This is a genomic window from Yersinia aldovae ATCC 35236 (assembly GCF_000173735.1).
In the GTDB taxonomy this organism is placed as follows: Bacteria; Pseudomonadota; Gammaproteobacteria; order Enterobacterales; family Enterobacteriaceae; genus Yersinia; species Yersinia aldovae.
Map to the genome: position 1 here is coordinate 17,448 of NZ_ACCB01000043.1, position 16,984 is coordinate 34,431.

The window sequence follows — 16,984 nt, forward strand, 5'->3', positions numbered from 1 at the left end:
GGGCCTGGGAGCTGCGTTAATAAAGACTATTGATCTTTATCAACCTGGCTAATAGTGACAGATGAAAGATAGTTCAACAGGGCGATATCGTTATCAACGCCCAGTTTCAGCATGGCCGACTTCTTCTGGCTACTGATGGTTTTAATACTTCGATTCAATTTTCTGGCGATTTCCGTTACCAGGAAACCTTCAGCAAATAACCGTAAAACCTCACTTTCTTTCGGTGACAAACGTTTGTCACCGTAGCCATTAGCACTGATTTTTTCTAACAGCTTGGCGACACTTTCAGGGGTGAATTTTTTCCCTTTTTGTAATGCAGCCAATGCTTTAGGCAAATCGGCTGGTGCGCCTTGTTTTAATACGATCCCATCAATATCCAGATCCAAAACAGAGCTGAGAATAGCTGGATTATTATTCATAGTTAAAACAATGATAGCTAAATCAGGGTAATGCCGTTTTATATATTTAATCAGAGTGATGCCATCACCGTACTTATCCCCAGGCATAGAGAGGTCGGTAATTAGCACGTTAGCATCAAGCTTCGACAAATTGTTAATAAGCGAGGTGGAGTCTTCAAATTCTCCAACAACGTTTACCCACTCAATTTGCTCAAGTGACTTACGGATGCCAAACAAAACAATTGGATGATCATCAGCAATTATTACATTAAGGTTGTTCATGGTTATGGGTTACCTTGCTGCAACAGCCGAGTGATGAAAGAATCAATCTGACTGATGCTATTCTCGATCTTTAACCGATCGCCATCTGCAATATGCAGTTCTAATGTTTCACATAGCTGTTTGCCGAGAACCAGATTCAGCATGGCAAATACGCCTTTCAACCGGTGTGCAGTCTGCGAAAGCGATATGAAATCACGTTGCTGAAGCTCAGTATACAGTTTCTTCAGATCTACCGGTACTGTCTCAACAAATAAGGAATAATAGTCACTGGATTTTAGCTGTTGCTCATAAACACTAATATCATCCTCTGCAATGGATTCTGGCTCTTTGTGCGATTCATCTGATAGGATTCGCTGCTCGATTAATAATAATATTGAATCAATAACTGCACTGCCCAAATTATAATTTACCCGAATATAGTTGTCTTGCAACTGTTGAAATCCTGATTCATCAGAGGCCAACAATAGGGTGTAATTGTCATAGTGTTGTGGGTTGTCAGTTAAGGTTACATCGTAATCCCGCCCCGGCAGGCGGTCATCGGCGACGATGCAGTTAGCGCCAAATGAATTAAGCAATGTCGTAATGATTGAGCGTACTTCTTCTGAGGTTATGTCTAATAGTGCGGTGACACCATCCAATAACTTCTCTTGCTCTTCCTGTTCTACATTTTGTATAGGCATAGTTATATGAATAGTATAACGAGTGCCTATATCTACTTTGCTGCGAATTTCTAATTTTCCGCTTAATTTTTTACATAATTGGTTACATAAAAAGAAGGTTAGCCCCGAACCATGATTGTATCTATCGACCAACGCTTGACTTAAAAAAGGATAATTAAGATTACTTATCTCTTCATCTGAAATACCCACACCCGTATCTGTTATTTGGATAATCAATTGTTCCGGTCGGTTCGGCTCATGGCCAACATTGAGCGTTATCTTGCCGTAAGCGGTTGTGACGATAGAGTAATGTAATAGTAATGAAAGTATTTTGTATAATACTTTCTCATCGCCGAGGTAATTTTGATCCAAATTGACATGATAATGATTGAAAAGGCTCAAGCCCTTTTGGTTAATCGCGGGCAGTACCTCAAGCAATAGCGAGTCAATCAATGCCGCCAGAGAGAAAGCCTGTTGTTCTGCCTGCCACTCCTGGGTTTCCAGTCGGGTGAGCAAAGTAATATTATCAATCAGCTCAATGATAGCGTCAGACTGTTCAACTATTCTGGCTGCCAGATCCTGTTGCAACTGCGGATCGGTAGTGATTTGCAGGTCATGCGCCATCTGATTGAGTTTACTGATCGGCTGATTTAGCTCGATTCCCAGATTGTGCAGCATCAGTTTGCGTGCTTGTAGATTTTTATCGTATTCACGCCTCGCCTGTTGCAGTTTTTTGTTCACCAGTACTTCTTTATCCTGATCATGCAGCAGGAAAAGATAGGTTTCCGTTGAGATATGGCTACGGAACATGCGGATTTCGTAAACTTCGTTATTTACCGTCCCCTGAATCACGCCGTGGTGCTGTTCCGCCATGTGGACGATTTTTTGCAGGTTTAGATGTGGAATCAGATTGTCGGCTATCTTATTGCTGGCAACCACGCTGCCGTTACTGAAGTTATAAACCAATAACCCTTGCGGCAAGCTGGCGATAATCTCTTGATTTAGCGATTTCTGTGATTCAAGTTGCTCGGCCATATCTGTGCTTGGCAGCACATATTGGCGGCGAATAAAGTAGATACCCAGAACCGCCAGTACCAGTAATAAAATATTGCTCAGGATGAGCCACGAGTTGTTTCTCAGCAGATCGATTGCCAGCACACTGAGGGGAACGCGATAAACAATTTTCAGTATTGCGTTGGTCAGCGGGGCTGAGAATTCTACCCATGAGCCATTTAATCTTACACTGGTCGCTGCAATGTCTTCAGCTACCACTCCTTCATTTACTGGTGTTTTATCCTGTTGCAGCAAGAAGTTGGAGCGCGCCATATTCGGTGGGATTAAATCATTAATCGGCAGGTCAAAGGCGATGACAGTGGCTAAATGCCCTGGATGGTTAAATGTGGTTCTCAGCGTGAAATAATAAGCATTCTGAAAACGCAATTTACGCAGAGGGGAGAAACTTTCCCGCTCGTCCAGTGTATTGGCTTGTTGTAGCATTTCTGCACGACGCGATTCAGCCGAAGCCGTAAGGTAACTCTCTTTAAAGCGCGAGGTGACTTCTTTTAATGCCTGGGTTGTTACCAGAATCAGGCTATTGTCCTGACCATTAAGGTAGTACATCGAGTAGGTGTCGTTCTGTGAGCCCCAGTGACTGTCGAGGTAGTCAGACATCTGTAATGTCATTGTCAGCGTCGCCGGATCGTGAGTGCCGAAAATAACGGCATCCGTTTTCCGCCGTGGCTTCTCAATGTAGTAAATATCGGGGCGCAGACGGGTTTCTTGAGCTGCAGATGTGACGGCATTAGCCATTATCGGGTTGTTGGCTAAATCATATATCTGATAGGTATGATAACGGTAATCATCAATCCGCTGTTGCAAACCGGTAGCGATAGCAGTTAATGAATATTTTTTTTCGCTCAGATAGGCATTGGTGTAGTTATAGCCATACAGGCCCACCGTAATGAGTATCAGCACGATAAACAGCCAGAAACAGCGGGTGATATTCGCTGAGTTGATAGATAACGAATTGTTTTGCATAGCGATAATGCAGTTTCCTTGATTAACGCGTAACGGCTCGGGCGCTGGCGGTGACTGTCAGTAGTAACAAGGCTACGCAGCCAAACGCCACTGATAAGTTACTTAATTGTGCGATAAAACCAATTGCCGCTGGGCCTGCTAAAATACCGGCGTAACCGATAGTGGTAATTGATGCAACGGCCAGATTGGCTGGCATCACGGTTTGGTTACCGGCGGCAGTAAACAAGATAGGCACGACATTCGATGCACCAAGCCCGACTAACATAAAGCCAATAAGCGCAGCGATTGAGCTATCGATACTTATCGCAAAAATGATGCCGACGGCAGCACACAGACTCCCACCTAATAATACCTTGTAACGGCCCAAGCCGTTGACAATCCGATCACCATTTAAACGCCCGAGTGTCATGGCTATGGCAAATACCGCGTAGCCCATACCTGCCTGAGATGGATTCATATCACGTAGCGTCGTCAGGAAGACGGCGCTCCAATCAAGCATTGAACCTTCCGCTAAGAACATCACAAAGCAGAGAAAACCAATAAACATCACCCAGCCACGGGGTAATACAAACAGTGGCCCATCGTGGGGGGCTCCGCTACCCTGTAACAGATTTTTATTGGCGGTTAGTAATAGGATTATCATTAGCGCAACAGTGGCAATAATGGCTGTCAAGGGACTTAAACCCAACCACAGTAGTGCACTGACGCCACCAGCGCCGGCAATCCCACCGACACTGAACAAACCGTGGAAGCCCGACATCATTGCCCGGCCACTGGCTTTCTCGACAATCACCGCTTGAATATTCATCGCTACATCTATTATGCCCATAGCGGCACCGAATACTAACAGGGCAAATGCCATCGTAATCGGTGTATTCATTAATACCAACAGGGGTAAGTCGAGGCATAATACCGCCCCTGCCAGTAAAATAACCGCACGACAGCCCCATTTTGCTGTTAGCAATCCGGTCAGCGGCATGGCTAACATTGATCCGATACCAATACACAATAGCAGTAATCCTAGCGATGCATCATTAAGGCCGATACGATCCTTGGCAAAAGGTACCAGAGGAGCCCAGGCAGCCATACCTAATCCGGCAATAAAGAAGGCCAGTCGAGTCGAGACTTGTTGTGCAACTGCGGGCTGTAATACTTGTTGGTGTGTTTTGGTGGTCATGAGGTATTAGAATCTGTGATTGAGATGAGCAAGCGAATTATAGACAAACGTTTCTACCACAAAGCGAAATCAGGGTCGAAGGGATTTATCTGGATTAGCACAATAGTTAGCGATTTTATGCAGAGGATTCTGTTGCAAGGCTATCGCTGAATAAAAAACCATCTACAGGATGGCCATCGTGAGGGTGTGATTTCTGAAATGAATGTTACTGGTTCTGGGCCGCTTACTCACCGAGGAGAAATAGCGCATATTAGTGAGAAGAATATTTGATATCTCGTAGAGTGAATATATCACGTTTAAGTTGCGTGTTTTTCTGTAGGTTTAGGCTATTTGTGCTTAAATAAAATAATGAAACTATACTGTCGGGCTGTAATTCTAATTTGTGAATATGCGATCTCTGTAAATATAATTTACTCTGTATATCACATGCAATAAAAAGCCGGTCAAAGACCGGCCGTTAAACTAACGAGATATCTGGCCGCATAAGCCACAATGAGGTAAATAGTAAAAATAATGATGATAGCGGATCTATTATAGTTTTTTGGTGTGATGTTGTTCTTGTCAATTTGTGCTGTGAGTTAATTTTAATAACTAACTGTATTTTATGTGTATTATATTTATTCTTGATTATGGGTGCTATATTTTAACAGTTTTCAAAAAATGTGAAAGTTCGCTGTTATTTACATTTAGAAATGATTGTTGGTTAATATGAAACATTATCCTTAACTTGGTAGCATTTTCTGTATAGATTAATCCGAATCTTATTACCACAATAGAATAACCCCATTGGGATTATTTGCTCGAAAGGGCAGTGGCATAGTTAGATCTAATAATAGAGGATAATAACGATGAAACTTCGAGTTCTTTCCCTGCTTGTTCCGGCTTTATTAGTCGCAGGTAGCGCAGGCGCGGCAGAAATTTACAACAAAGACGGTAATAAACTGGATCTGTACGGAAAAATTGATGGTCTGCATTATCTCTCTGATGATAAGAGCAAAGATGGTGACCAGTCTTACATCCGTTTTGGTCTGAAAGGTGAGACACAAATCAATGACCAACTGACCGGTTATGGCCAGTGGGAATATCAGGCAAATCTGAATAAAACGGAAAGCCAGGACAACAATAACTTTACGCGTGTCGGCTTTGCTGGTGTGAAATTTGCTGATTACGGTTCTTTTGATTATGGCCGTAACTACGGTGTGCTGTACGACGTAACCTCATGGACTGACGTATTGCCAGAGTTTGGTGGCGATACTTATGGTGCGGATAACTTCCTGTCACAACGGGGTAACGGTATTGCGACTTACCGTAACACCAACTTCTTCGGTCTGGTAGATGGCCTGAACTTTGCGCTGCAATATCAGGGCAAAAATGACGGTGATGGCGAAACTAATGGCCGCAGCGTATTGACAGAAAATGGTGACGGGTATGGTATGTCCTTGTCCTATGATCTGGGTTGGGGTGTAACTGCTTCGGCGGCAATGGCTAGTTCAAAACGTACTGATGCACAGAACAATCTGGCATTTGGTCATGGTGAGCGTGCTGATGCTTATACTGGCGGCCTGAAATACGATGCCAACAATGTTTATCTGGCGGCTAACTATACCCAGACTTACAACATGACTCGCTTCGGTGATTCTAGTAATGCGGGCAGCGCTTACGGTTATGCTAACAAAGCCCAAAATATCGAGTTAGTGGCCCAGTATCAGTTTGATTTCGGCCTGCGTCCATCAGTGGCTTACCTGCAATCTAAGGGTAAAGACCTTGGTAACGGCTATGGTGATCAGGATCTGATGAAATATGTTGATGTCGGCGCGACTTACTTCTTCAACAAAAACATGTCCACCTATGTTGACTACAAAATCAACCTGTTGGATGAAAACAACTTTACCAAAAACGCGGGTATCAGCACTGATGATATTGTAGCGGTTGGTTTAGTTTACCAGTTCTAATCCTGATTTTAGGGTCGGTACTGAGAAAAATGCGGTCATTTGGCCGCGTTTTTTTGTGTCTGTCATCAAGATATTGTTTGCCTGGCAATGTTACAGCCGCATATCTGCACGTAAATGAGTATTCCACTGGACAAACAAAGCAACGCCAATACAGTCAAAATGCGCTGTATTTTTGACCTTGCTGCTTTTTTTTGACCAATTTTGGCATGAAGTTTAACCAAACGAATCGAATTTCTATTTTTTCTGAATGAAACACTAGACATATCATCACGCTATAGATGATAATGCCGCTCATTGGAAGGATGGCCGAGTGGTTTAAGGCAACGGTCTTGAAAACCGTCGACTGTAACAGGTCCTAGAGTTCGAATCTCTATCCTTCCGCCAAATTTAAACCCCAGTCTTTGTAAAAAGACTGGGGTTTTTTGTTTGTGATTTTTTCTAGTATGCCATTCGCTATGATTAGACTAAATTGATTGAGATTAGGATAGATACAGTCTGCGATGAAGATAAGTATCCACTATTCGGCTTGTTACATCCTCCCTGTTATCCGGGATCGTTTTACCGTCCAGCAGATACAACATGCGCTCCAGGTCTGCTAACTGGTCTCGCCGGTAACCGTGGTTCAGCATGGAAGTAAATCCTATCGTGTCCCATGGGTTTATGACGACGAAGCCTGCGATGTCGTGCGTCAATTCACTGAACTGAAATGCCGTTTGATGCCCTATTTATACTCGGCTTCAGTACAGGCCAGCGACCAAGGCACGCCAGTAATGCGGGCTATGATGTTGGAGTTTCCAGATGACCCGGCCTGTGACTATCTTGACCGTCAATATATGCTCGGTGACGATCTGCTGGTTGCCCCAGTGTTCAAGTGAACAAGGCAACGGTGATTTCTATCTGCCACCAGGCCACTGGACACATCTGCTGAATAATAGCATGACCGAAGGCTCGCGCTGGCACCGCCAAAATATGGTTTCGACAGTCTGCCATTGTATGTACGTCCAAATACCCTACTGGTACTGGGCAGTAATAACCAGAAACCGGATTATGACTACAGCAAACAGCCTGAATTCGAGCTGTTTGAGCTGCAGGACGGGTCAATAACAGAAAGTCATCTAACCGATTTACAGGGTAATATTATTTTTACGCTAACAGCAATACGTAACGACGATATGATAACTATCACGCCCCAGGGTAAAGCAAATCAATGGATTCTGTGTATACGTAATATTAGTAAAGTGTCAGAGATAACAGCAGCATCGTATATTTCACATAGCAACGGCACCTGATGGCGATACCACCAAAGTAACAATAAAGCTCTAAATATGCAGTAGATCTGATCTGGCAGTTACCCATTATATACAGGAGCCTGTCAGATAAAATCCCAAACAGACTCTTTACTGCCCTAACCCTCGTTACACCATAAAAGACCTTCGACTCAAATCACATATATTGAAAGAATATTTGTAGGAATATTCTTTCAATAACTTCCACTCCTTCTTGTTTAATCAGAATGATGTTTTTTTCATGCCACCCTCAGCAAGGTATTGTTATTTTCTCGTTGAGAAAATTCTTATATATCAATGCAGTGCTATTTATTACTAATTGTGTGACACTTACAATTAGTAACACTTAACTCGTTTGAATTATGTAACTAATGTTTCTATACTGCATTCTCTGGATGCTATGTGTTTGAAAAGTTTGTAAAAAAAATTCCAAAGATCGTATTATACCACCCTGTTAATGGGTACGGTTATCTACGGGAATTTATATCTTATTTAATACGCTGGACTTGTTGACGGACTGGGGATGCTTCCCCGTCTAAATAGATTATATTCATGTATATTTTTTGAATGGATTTCCTTAATTAGCGCACCTTAATAATGAAAGTTAATATCCTTTCAACTTCTACAATGGAGGAGTGAAAGCACTTGAATATTAAGTCAGCCCCACACCGGCGGAAATTCTAGAAAAACACGAATCTTCCCTTAAAATTGTTGGCAATAAGAGATGACAGCAATGCCCAAGAGACGGTTATACCTCTAATATGTTGATCATGGAGTGAAATCACCACTTTCGATGTGGAGGTATAATGAGAAAAATTAGCATCAGGGGGTTGTTTTACAAATAGACTCAGCAAAGTGACATGATCACGCTAGAGGTAATATACCTTGTAGCCTGATTATTTCTACGGAATCAGTACGCTTGAAATGAAAGATTAACTCTTTGATTTTTCGATGAACAATGTCGGTATTCGTGATACTGCCAAGTATTTTATGTCAGCATCAGTTCGGTCGTATGTACTTTAAAAAACTGTCGCTACGGAGTGTTACTACGTTACTACTGGATAACTTGCAAATTCAGCTGTTTTGCGAGGTTGATGAGATATGGCCGCGAGTAGGCATTAAGGTGGCAAGAAAATACTTGTAAGACAAGATTTATCTGTGAATATAGCACTAAAGTTGGTAGTGATTGATAAATGGTATCGAAGATATAAGTAATAGCATATTGATTCTTATACAGCGCAATTAGATATTAATTACTGAACAATAGATGGTTTTTTTTCACAAAATAAAAGCATGTGTGTGTATACATCATATTATGTTATGAGATTTATTATAACCATTACAAATTTGCACATATAATGTGCATAAAAGCACAAAACTAATCCTTCACTTACAACAGGAAGTTAAGTAATAATGAGTTTCGATGAGTCCGGTATGAATTGGGATGATATAAGGTATTTTTTAGCTTTAGTCCGTGGTGGTACTTTATCTGAAGCTGGAAATATTCTTATGGTAAAGCATTCGACTGTTTCTCGACGAATGAGTAAGTTTGAAAAACATTTCAAAATTAATCTTTTTCATAGAATGCCTAAGGGGTGGATTTTAACTGATGATGGAAATGTTTTATTAAATCGAGCTAAAAACATAGAAAGTGAAATATATGAATTTCAGCGTGCAATTGATGATAATTTTAATATGACAGGTGCAGTTAAAATTTCTGCAACTTCATTGCTCGCGACAAATTTTATTATTCCTTACTTAGAGCGCTTTAATCGTAATTTTCCGTTGGTTAGCATTGATATTTCGTGTGATAACAAAAATGCCAACCTAATTAATGGAGATGTTGATATTGCATTGCGATTAGGTGAGATAAGTGAGTTAAATTTGATTGCCAGGCCATTAGGAAGTTTAAAATACGCACTCTATGGACATGAAAAGTATATGTCTGTGCCAGAAAAAGAACGTAAGTATATTGGTTTCTGTGGAAACTACCCTAACACCCCCCAAAAAATTGGTTAAACGAGTACCTTAAAGAAAAAGAATGTTTAATTAAAACTAATGACTTAAGTGTAATGTTTAATGCTATTTCTAGTGGCCTAGGGGTAGGTATATTACCAAAGTTTATGGTTAAAGATAAGTGTGACTTGATTGAGATTTCACTGGAAGATAATCCACCACCGAAACCTGTCTATTTAGTCATGCACACAGATGTAAGAAGATCACCTCGTATCAGAGTGGTTGCTGATTATATTATTGAGATTTTTGAACGTTACAGAAATAGCGGCTGGTGAAATAGTACTATATGGTGGAGTACATGTACCTATACTCTCTTATTAACAATTAATTATTATATTTTAAATAAGGAATAAAATGAAAGTATTACATATTAATGCATCCGCTCGTGATGATAAAAGTCAATCATTGCGATTGGCAGATGTTTTTATTGATGAATTTAGAAAGAAGAGAAACGATATTATTATCGATCGCTTTGATTTATTTCATGACGAGCTACCAGAGTTTGGTGCGATTGCATCAGGTGCTAAGATGGCATTATTCACGGGTACCGAACAAACGGCAGAACAGAAATCTGTTTGGGATAATGCAAGAGCTGTTTTCGACCGTTTTGCTGAGGCTGATGTTTATGTGTTCAACATTCCGTTATGGAACAATGGAATGCCATATATTTTAAAACAATTTATTGATGTAGTTACCCAGCCGGGTTGGGCTTTTGGTTTTGATATGGAAAAAGGCTACACTGGCTTATTGACGAATAAAAAAGCCTTTGTTGTTCATGCGAGTGGTGTTTATAGAGATGGTATCGCACCTAATTTTGGCTCAGATTTTAGTTCTCCTTACTTCCGTGATTGGTTGAACTTTGTTGGAGTGGAAGATATCCATGAGGTTAAATTTATGCCCACCGTTGTGAATAATGATATTGAAAATACCTATTTGACAGCAGAAAAAGAAACAAAAGCATTAATCTCACACTTCTAATTAATTTAATGGTATTTAATATTTATATTAAATACCTAATCAATATTTTAAAGGATATCCAATGCGTATAGGTATAACGGGAACATACTCTTCAGGAAAAACACTAACCTCAGTCGCACTTAGTTATTATCTCGGTCTACCAAGAACGCAGGCTAGAACAATGCGGGAAATTCTTCCTGATGCTGTGCCAGGTAAAGATTTGGAGCAGTGCACACCAGCGGAAATTATTAATTTAATTGTCACTAGACATATTGAAAGAGTCGTCTACGAAGAAAAACTCTCACCCAGTTTTGTTTCTGATGGTTGTTCACTTCAAGAATGGATTTATGGAAGCGTTAGAGTTTTATTTGGCATAAATCCAAATGACTCCATCCATCTAAATCCTAGTGAGCATGTTCCTTTAACTCCTGAGTTGATTTTCTTCAAAGATGTTATGGGTGAATTAGGGAAAATATATAAAAGACATGTAAAGAGATCATTTGATGTCTTCATTCATTTACCTAATGAATTACCGCTTTCCAAAGATGGGCATCGGCCAGTAAATGAACACTTTAGAACATCATCTGATGAATTACTAAAAGGTACTTTAGAAGAGCTAGCACTACCTTATTATATAGTCGGTGGCACTATTGAACAGCGATTAGATAAAATATCCGAGATATTAAATATAAAACCCGTTATTCCAGCAAGAGAAGCCGTTGAAAAAGCAACTCGTATATACAATGAATTAATTCTTTAACTATAATAAATAGAAAGGAATTGCATATGGATATAAATTATTATTCTATTATTGATGAAGTGTTAGGTCACTCTGATGAGAGATATTTTGGTAAGGGATATATTGATACTCATCAAAAGATTGAGAGCTATGCTATGTCATTAGATAATGGCATAACAAAATTCATTGGAATTGCATCGGTAAAACCATCTATTAATTGGTCAAGAAAAAACAACACTAATGCTATCCCCCATTTAAGTAGCATTGATGCTATTGAAATAGCATGTTTTATCGCTTCACTTATGTATTCATCTGAATACCTAAAATTAAATTTTTCTCCAGAGTCTATCAAGAAAATTGAGATCTATGCTGGTAGTGACCCAATAGAAACTAATCTTGATAATCTAAATGTTAATGCCGATATTTCCTTTGAAGATATATCTATAGTTAATATAAAAATTGAAAACATGAAAATAATAATCCATGCTGACCTTATATCTAAAGGGGATTTGTTCTGCAAAGATAAAAAACCATTTTCAATAAATAATGTTATAGTTATTAATAATTATCTTAGTGCGTATGCGATAGCTAACTCTAAGGAATTCTTTCCGGACACTAAGTGGTCTCTTACTCATTTTTTTTGTGGCATCCTTACAGTTAGGTCAAGTGCTACTATATCAGTTGGATAATATCCCTCGCTCTGAAAGCAATACACTTTGGATGAGGAAGACCATTATTGAAGCCAACTCATCTCTATCTGACTTTAATATATCTCAACCTGTCTATACTGCTTTGGAAAAATGTAGGGAATTAACTTATAATAATGAGACTTGGCGTTGTGCTGACATCTGCTCTGTATTAGGAAATACTAAAATAACTTGCAGTGTAACCCACAAAATAGGAGCTGTAGCATAGATGTATAATAATATGAGTTCTGTTGGCATTTTGGGGCTGGGCGCTGCGCTTCCAAATACGATTGTAACAAATGAGATGCTAGAGAAGAATCTAATGACAACAGATGAATGGATTCAATCCAGGACAGGGATACGAGAAAGGCGAATAGCTTCTGAAATACAATCAACAGGTGACTTGGCAATTATTGCAGGTCAACGGGCTTTAGAGTCTTTTGGGTCTCGTGATATCCAGTTGGTTTTATTGGCTACGACTACACCAGATTTTATTTGTCCCGCGACTGCCCCCTATGTGAGTGCAAAAATAGGGCTGGGGACCATTCCTGCAATGGATATTTCAGCAGTTTGTTCAGGCTTTATTTATGCATTGAATTTGGCTATGGCAATAGTGAAATCAAATCAAGCTAAAAATGTTCTTGTTATCGCAGCAGAAAAATTTAGTTCACTGATTGATCCCAATGACAAAAATACCGCAGTACTGTTTGGTGATGGCGCAGGAGCTGTAGTTGTTGGGCGTATTCCCAAGGGGACACCTGGAGAATTGTATGATTCAGTGTTGTACGCCGATGGAAATCTATCCGAGGTTATTCAGGTCAAAGGGGGGGGGAGTCGCTACCCACTAAGATTCGGTTCTGAGCCTGATTTCTATTCACTTAATAAGTTTTTCGCGATGGAAGGGAAAAAGGTATTCTCTGCAGCGGTTACTGCTATGGCATCTTCAATTAAAGATATAATGGAGAAAGTGGGTTGGAAGAGTGACGATATTAATTGGTTGATAAGCCATCAAGCAAATAAGCGTATTCTACAATCTCTGTGTGATATTGTCGGTTTCCCGAGCGATAAAGCGTATATACATCTTGATAAAGTTGGTAATACATCGGCAGCATCTATTCCTTTGGCATTAGCCGCTGGCTCTGCTCTGTTCAAACCCGGAGATAAAATGATACTTTCCGCATTTGGTGGCGGGGTGACATGGGGTGCAGTTGCATTAAGCTGGCCAAATATTGCGGTTATTGACCCTCACTAATTAAAATGGAGTATGTATGTTTTTGAATGAAGTTTTGTTGATTACAAAAAAGATCTTTTCAGATTCAATTGGTGACACACCTTTTTCTGGGGATACCCTATTTAATGAGTTAGGTATTGACTCATTAGTATTAGTTGAATTGGCTGTGTACTTAAGCAAGAAGTTTGATGTGACTCTGGTTGAGTTTGAACTGGAGCAAGCCAATAATGTAATTGATGTCACCAAATTGCTTGAGATTAAAATAAACAGAAGAGCTAATATTCTTATTTAAGATGTAGATTAACCTTTGCGTTTTTATTTTTTAATACATATCTATAGGTGTTTACTATGTTTGATCTACAGGATATTAACCTTGTTAGTTTCAAGTTGTGCCCATTTGTACAAAAGACTGTAATTGTTGCAGAAGAAAAAAATATTAAATTAAATATTACTTACATTGACTTGGATAATAGGCCTGATTGGTTCTTACAACGGTCGCCACTAGGAAAGGTTCCTATCCTTATTGTTGGTGAGGAAACTTTATTTGAGTCAAATGTCATTATGGATTTTATTGATGAAATTAGCGAAGGCTCATTAAAACCGATGAATTTAGTACAGGCTGCTGTTAATAAAGGTTGGATTGAATTTAGCAATGAATTGATCATTTCTCAATTTCACTATATTTGTAGTGATTCTAGTGAGAAACTAATCCGTAATCGTAATAAGTATATTGGAAATTTATCCAGAATTAATGATGCCCTTAACAAAAAACCTTTCTTTAATGGCAATGAGTTTGGTTTGGTCGATGTGGCGTTCGCACCTATTTTCTCACGACAAAGTATTATAGAAGGTATTTCTGGGGATAATCCTATTCGTGATTTTCCTAATGTATTTGAATGGGGCAAACACTTAATGTCGAGACCATCGGTAAAAATTTCATTAGTGATAGACTTTGAAACGTTATTCTTAAAACGATTTAGTACAGGTTCCGTACTTCTAACGGTTTAGATTTTTATGCTGTATTCATTATGAGCGTAACACCTTGTTAGGTTATTTGGTAATTGCATGATGCCGAGCATCAAATTTGTTTATCTTTTATTACTATGCCGCTAATTTCTCCATACTAGCGGAATAATAACACATAACCTATAGAGTAGTTTGCCCCGAGTTTAACTGACTAAATAAAGTCTTCAGGAACCAGGGGCAATTTACTATGTACCTCCCCTGGTTCGTTTAGGAAGAACTAAAATCCGGAGAGGAGCAATTTTCCGATCGTTCGGCCACTTTCTAATTGTAGATGTGCTGCTCGCAGGTTGGCTGCATTAATTGCACCAATATTTTGTGTTGCTGTGGAGATAAGTCTCCCATTATCAATCATGGCAGCAACACTATTCAGTATTACACCTTGTGTTGACTTGTCCGCAGTCGAGAACATGGCGCGGGTAAACATGAACTCCCAAAGAAAACTGGCGCTTTTACGCATCAATAGGTTGAGATTAGGGTCTTGTTTGAATGGAACGATGCAACAGAGTTTTCCCTGTGGGGCAAGCATGTCTGCTAGGGCGGGATAATGGCGGTCAGGATCGTTCAATAACAGAATAAGGTCAGGTGCAGATAAGTTTTGCACCGCAAGTTGCTCCGCCATATCACCGAAATGATTGATAACAGCATGTGCTCCGAGTTTTTCACACCAGTCACGTGATTCGGGGCGTGATGCAGTTGCGATTACCTGCAGACCAGGGACTAATCGTGCGAGTTGGATAGCCATTGAACCAACCCCACCTGCGCCGCCCACGATCAGCAGTGTTTTCCCATTTTCTGGCTTTTCTGGTGACAATCCCATTCGGTCGAATAATGCTTCCCATGCCGTTAACGTGGTTAACGGTAACGCCGCAGCACAGATCAAATCGACAGAGATTGGAGCATGTCCGACGATCGCCTCATCAACGACATGATACTCACTGTTAGCTCCGGGTCGTGTCAGGTCACCGGCGTAATACACCTTATCGCCAGCGACGAAAGCAGTCACATTCTTCCCGCTTGCGACCACCTCTCCGGCAACATCCCAACCTAGCACGACGAACTGTCCATCATCTTCCTTACGCTGTCGCATACGATAGTCAGCGGGATTAACACTTATCGCATGGACCCGAACAAGCAGGTCGTTTGGCCCGGGTGATGGTAGAGGAATATCGCGGTCAATTAATGATTCAGGATCTTCGATGGGAGCGGCTTTAACTACACCTATACTTTTCATGTAAATTCCTTTTATTTTAATATTAATAAAGTCGTTATATGCTTCGTTAATAAGAACAACTCTGTTGGCAAAGAACCTTTTATCAGGCGGTTTCCCGCTTTTCCTGTTGTTGGTGATGGTGCTTTAGACAGAGAACCAGCTACTCTCAAAAAGAAAGGTGTGGTTTTACGCGTATTGGTGCTGTGAGGTAGAAGAGCGTTACGTATAGAAAGGCGCGATCCCATGCCGCAGCATCGTTAACTGCGGTCCAATCTGCGTTATCGCAGTCATCATTGCGTCGGTTGTCATATGCTAGTATTTCGACGACGTTCTCTGCTGCCTACTCATTAGCAGACTCCTGCGCCAGTAATAACTGCGTAGTCACTACAGATAAGTACGGGTGCCGCATTATTTCCAACCAAACAGTTGGAGTTTATCCTAGTACAATTCCGCGATCGATACAACAAAACGAGAAGCAAAGACCATGGCATGGGATACCGAAGGTACCAAACGAAGGATTCTTGAAACGGCAGTGACTGAGTTCGCCAGGCTTGGCCCTGATGGCACCACGGTTGAACGTATTGCCAAATCAGCGGCTGTAAATAAGGAGAGAATCTACAATTACTATGGTAACAAGCAGATGTTGTTCGCTGCTGTGTTACGCAATGAGTTAGCGAAAGCAGCGTTAGCTGTACCTGTAGAATTATTTGTTGGCGAAGATATAGGAGAATACGCTGGTCGTGTTTACGACTATCACTGCGAACACCCTGAACTGAGTAGACTCATGAGCTGGGAAGGCTTGGTGTTCGATGGTAAGGTGCCAGATGAGGATTTACGGCGTCAATACTATGGCTACAAGGTGCAGGCTTTTGCTGATGCCCAGCATAGAGGAACAATCACCCGTGCGTTTGACGCAAGTCACTTGGCTTTTTTGGTTTTTGGCTCTGGCAGGATGGTGGTCAGCCGTGCCTCAAGTCGCACGTATGTTTACCGATCCCGATGATTCTAATGAGAATGCCAAGCGGCGTACCTCCGTGGTTGAAGCTGCTCGCCGTTTGATGACCGTTCCTTAAGTCAGCGCTATTAGCTCTCCAATGGTTATCGCCGCAACTGCCGCTTATTAACACCTTTCGTCGTCTTTGGCACCGCCCTCGAAAGGCCACGGAAAATGAAGTGTACAAATATACCCAAGGCAATTGGCGTTAACTCATTATCACGTTAGAGTATTAACCGTCAGGAACCCTGCTCAACGTCATTGGCGTTGTCGGTAGACAGACAGCATCGCTGCTTCAAGTTGGAAGGGGATATGTGTAAATAAGTTAACTGGA

15 protein-coding genes, 1 tRNA gene and 2 pseudogenes are annotated in these 16,984 nt (G+C 40.8%); 13 read left to right on the forward strand and 5 right to left on the reverse strand.

Going from position 1 to position 16,984, the window contains the following annotated elements; translation table 11 throughout:
- Positions 1-26 precede the first annotated feature (26 nt).
- The 3 genes from rcsB to YALDO0001_RS16235 are packed head-to-tail and all read right to left on the reverse strand — an operon-like array spanning position 27 to position 4,553.
- Positions 27-680, reverse strand: a complete 654-nt coding sequence (gene rcsB, locus YALDO0001_RS16225) for a response regulator transcription factor RcsB (protein ID WP_004704622.1) — start codon at positions 678-680, stop codon at positions 27-29.
- A 2-nt stretch (positions 681-682) separates the two neighbouring features.
- Positions 683-3,376, reverse strand: a complete 2,694-nt coding sequence (rcsD, locus tag YALDO0001_RS16230) for a phosphotransferase RcsD (protein ID WP_004704623.1) — start codon at positions 3,374-3,376, stop codon at positions 683-685.
- A 22-nt stretch (positions 3,377-3,398) separates the two neighbouring features.
- Positions 3,399-4,553 (reverse strand): MFS transporter, encoded by a 1,155-nt coding sequence (locus tag YALDO0001_RS16235; RefSeq protein WP_004704624.1) that lies wholly within the window; start codon positions 4,551-4,553, stop codon positions 3,399-3,401.
- 848 nt (positions 4,554-5,401) lie between these two features.
- Between YALDO0001_RS16235 and YALDO0001_RS16240 the strand changes: the two genes are divergently transcribed.
- Complete coding sequence (locus YALDO0001_RS16240; RefSeq protein WP_004704625.1) at positions 5,402-6,505, forward strand: porin OmpC; 1,104 nt, start codon at positions 5,402-5,404, stop codon at positions 6,503-6,505.
- Positions 6,506-6,801: 296 nt separating this feature from the next.
- Positions 6,802-6,889: transfer RNA gene (locus YALDO0001_RS16245), tRNA-Ser, on the forward strand.
- A gap of 128 nt (positions 6,890-7,017) precedes the next feature.
- Here the strand turns inward: YALDO0001_RS16245 and YALDO0001_RS21355 are convergent.
- Positions 7,018-7,146 (reverse strand): annotated as a pseudogene (locus YALDO0001_RS21355) (DUF4942 domain-containing protein); the annotation flags it as partial.
- Here YALDO0001_RS21355 and YALDO0001_RS20370 point away from each other — a divergent pair.
- The 10 genes and pseudogenes from YALDO0001_RS20370 to YALDO0001_RS16295 form a co-directional block, all read left to right on the forward strand.
- Positions 7,132-7,794, forward strand: a pseudogene (locus YALDO0001_RS20370) (TIM-barrel domain-containing protein); the annotation flags it as partial. The pseudogenes YALDO0001_RS21355 and YALDO0001_RS20370 sit on opposite strands and share 15 nt — an antisense overlap.
- Before the next feature lie 1,431 nt (positions 7,795-9,225).
- On the forward strand, positions 9,226-9,810 hold the full coding sequence (locus YALDO0001_RS16260) for a LysR family transcriptional regulator (RefSeq protein ID WP_169310405.1): 585 nt from the start codon (positions 9,226-9,228) through the stop codon (positions 9,808-9,810).
- Positions 9,811-9,839: 29 nt separating this feature from the next.
- Positions 9,840-10,082 carry a LysR substrate-binding domain-containing protein gene (locus YALDO0001_RS16265; protein ID WP_289844116.1) on the forward strand — a complete coding sequence of 81 codons (243 nt, stop codon included), beginning with the start codon at positions 9,840-9,842 and terminating at the stop codon, positions 10,080-10,082.
- A gap of 79 nt (positions 10,083-10,161) precedes the next feature.
- Positions 10,162-10,785: an FMN-dependent NADH-azoreductase gene (locus tag YALDO0001_RS16270; RefSeq protein WP_004704629.1), complete on the forward strand. Its 624-nt coding sequence runs from the start codon at positions 10,162-10,164 to the stop codon at positions 10,783-10,785.
- Between the two features lie 61 nt (positions 10,786-10,846).
- The gene (locus YALDO0001_RS16275; protein WP_004704630.1) at positions 10,847-11,524 is read left to right on the forward strand and encodes an AAA family ATPase; all 678 of its coding nucleotides are present in this window, start codon (positions 10,847-10,849) and stop codon (positions 11,522-11,524) included.
- A gap of 26 nt (positions 11,525-11,550) precedes the next feature.
- Positions 11,551-12,192: an AvrD family protein gene (locus YALDO0001_RS16280; RefSeq protein ID WP_004704631.1), complete on the forward strand. Its 642-nt coding sequence runs from the start codon at positions 11,551-11,553 to the stop codon at positions 12,190-12,192.
- The gene (locus tag YALDO0001_RS22425; RefSeq protein ID WP_157132006.1) at positions 12,170-12,418 is read left to right on the forward strand and encodes an AvrD family protein; all 249 of its coding nucleotides are present in this window, start codon (positions 12,170-12,172) and stop codon (positions 12,416-12,418) included. The genes YALDO0001_RS16280 and YALDO0001_RS22425 overlap by 23 nt, the downstream gene beginning before the upstream one ends.
- A complete protein-coding gene (locus tag YALDO0001_RS16285; protein ID WP_197082833.1) occupies positions 12,419-13,441 on the forward strand; it encodes a beta-ketoacyl-ACP synthase III in 1,023 nt (340 codons plus the stop codon). It begins immediately after the preceding gene.
- 16 nt (positions 13,442-13,457) lie between these two features.
- A complete protein-coding gene (locus YALDO0001_RS16290) occupies positions 13,458-13,712 on the forward strand; it encodes an acyl carrier protein (RefSeq protein ID WP_004704633.1) in 255 nt (84 codons plus the stop codon).
- Between the two features lie 56 nt (positions 13,713-13,768).
- Positions 13,769-14,428 carry a glutathione S-transferase family protein gene (locus YALDO0001_RS16295; protein WP_049596124.1) on the forward strand — a complete coding sequence of 220 codons (660 nt, stop codon included), beginning with the start codon at positions 13,769-13,771 and terminating at the stop codon, positions 14,426-14,428.
- 235 nt (positions 14,429-14,663) lie between these two features.
- On the opposite strand, the gene YALDO0001_RS16300 is transcribed toward YALDO0001_RS16295, so the two are convergent.
- Positions 14,664-15,677, reverse strand: a complete 1,014-nt coding sequence (locus YALDO0001_RS16300) for a zinc-binding alcohol dehydrogenase family protein (RefSeq protein WP_004704635.1) — start codon at positions 15,675-15,677, stop codon at positions 14,664-14,666.
- Between the two features lie 463 nt (positions 15,678-16,140).
- Between YALDO0001_RS16300 and YALDO0001_RS16305 the strand changes: the two genes are divergently transcribed.
- Positions 16,141-16,659, forward strand: coding sequence for a TetR/AcrR family transcriptional regulator (locus tag YALDO0001_RS16305; protein ID WP_004704636.1), 519 nt, complete (start codon positions 16,141-16,143; stop codon positions 16,657-16,659).
- Positions 16,660-16,984: the final 325 nt, after the last annotated feature.